Raw genomic sequence first — 1963 nt, 5'->3', positions numbered from 1 at the left:
TCATACTAGGGATAATTATAAATTATTTTAGCATAAGCGTCAATGATTTTTGAGAAGTAATTGTTACTTCATTTAAATATTGTTTTTATCTAATAAGATTCATTTTTTTGTCTTATAAATAAAAAGAAAAGGAGGAATTCCTATAAGGAATTCCCCCTTTTTTTATTCTTATTAGATACGATCTTGTTTGTGGTAGTGCGTATGCAAGAGATGATGTGCTTTGGCACCGTTCGGTTCGCCAAGCCACTCTTGGTAGAGTGTTTGTACATCAGGATTTTCATGCGAGCTGCGGATCGCAGATGTATCATCGATCGTATACAAGCCTTGTCCGCGTGCTTGGCGCACTGCCGACGGTTTTGCTTCTTTCGGCTGACCGCCGCCACCGATGCAACCGCCCGGACAAGCCATGATCTCGATGAAGTGATAGTCAAGCTCACCGGCACGAAGTTTATTCATCAGTTTGCGCGCATTGCCAAGACCGCTGGCAACTGCGACTTTAACGGTGAGGTCGTTGATCGGAAGGGAGGCTTCTTTGATGCCTTCCATACCGCGAACTTCCGTGAATTCCAATTTTTCAAGCTGTTTGCCTGTGATCTGGGTTACGACTGTACGAAGAGCTGCTTCCATAACACCGCCCGTTACACCGAAGATGACTGCCGCACCTGTCGATTCACCGAGCGGGCTGTCGAAGTTTTCTTCCGGCAAGTTTTCGAAGTCGATACCTGCCTGTTTGATCATTGCCGCAAGTTCTGCCGTTGTGAGTACGCAGTCTACATCGCGAATATCGCCTGCATTGATGTCAGGGCGAGATGCTTCTGCTTTTTTCGCTGTACACGGCATGATGGATACCGAGTAAATCTTGCTCGGTTCGATATCCATTTTTTCTGCGTAGAAGCTTTTAACGAGTGCACCGAAGATCTGCTGCGGCGACTTGGTCGTCGAGAGATGATCGAGAAGATCGCTGTAGAAGAGTTCTGCAAAGTTGATCCAGCCCGGGCTGCAAGATGTGATAAGCGGAAGCGTTCCGCCGTTACGCAGACGGTTGAGGAATTCTGTTCCTTCTTCCATGATCGTTACGTCAGCCGCGAAATCCGTATCGAAGACTTTATCAAAACCGATGCGGCGAAGTGCCGCTACCATTTTGCCTGTTACGATGGAACCTGCCGGAAGTCCGAGTGCATCACCGAGTGCAACGCGAACAGCCGGTGCTGTCTGAACGACAACGTGGAGATCGGGATTGTTGATCGCTCTCCATACGTGCTGTGTATCATCTTTCGGTATGATCGCACCTGTCGGACAAACTTTTGCACATTGTCCGCAGTACGTACAAGCCATTTTATCAAGACCCATATTGAAAGCAGGGACGACAGTCGTTTCGAAACCGCGGTTTGCAAAGCCGAGTGCATTGACGCTCTGTACTTCGCCGCACATTCTTACGCAGCGGCCGCATTTGATACATTTGTTCGGATCACGCATAAGCGACGGATTCGCCAAGTCGGGAAGCGCTTCGCTTTTTTCACCTTCGACGCGGATCTCGCGAACACCGAGTTCATTGGCAACACGCTGGAGTTCGCAGTTCATATTGCGAGCACAAGTCAAGCAATCCTGCGGATGGTTCGCAAGCAAAAGCTCAACAACAGTTTTACGCGCATCGAGAACACGTTTTGTATTCGTCCATACTTCCATACCTTCGCTGACAGGATATACGCACGATGCTACGAGCGAACGAACGCCCTTGACTTCTACAACGCACAAGCGACAGCTTCCGTCGGGACGCAAATCCGGATGATAGCAAAGTGTCGGGACTTTGATACCCTGCGAACGAATCGCTTCGAGAAGCGACATTTTTTTATCAACTTGAACACTACGACCGTTAATCGTTATATTCACCATTTCCACACAGTTCACTCCCTCTCTACGAATCTTTCATTAACCTTTTTCAATCGCTTGGAACGGACATTTT

General features: G+C 47.9%; 1 protein-coding gene. It reads right to left on the bottom strand.

The features are described 5' to 3' along the window. Positions 1–171: 171 nt before the first annotated feature. Positions 172–1893: an iron hydrogenase small subunit gene (locus IJN28_05455; GenBank protein ID MBQ6713214.1), complete on the bottom strand. Its 1722-nt coding sequence runs from the start codon at positions 1891–1893 to the stop codon at positions 172–174. Positions 1894–1963: the final 70 nt, after the last annotated feature.

The organism is Selenomonadales bacterium, assembly GCA_017442105.1.
GTDB lineage: Bacteria > Bacillota > Negativicutes > RGIG982 > RGIG982 > RGIG982.
The sequence above is the reverse complement of the archived record's forward strand: the minus strand, read 5'-3'. Positions and strand labels throughout refer to the sequence as shown.

Coding starts and splice junctions, on each gene's coding strand:
- IJN28_05455 (MBQ6713214.1), bottom strand. CDS start 1,893: ATGGTGAATATAACGATTAACGGTCGTAGTGTTCAAGTTGATAAAAAA.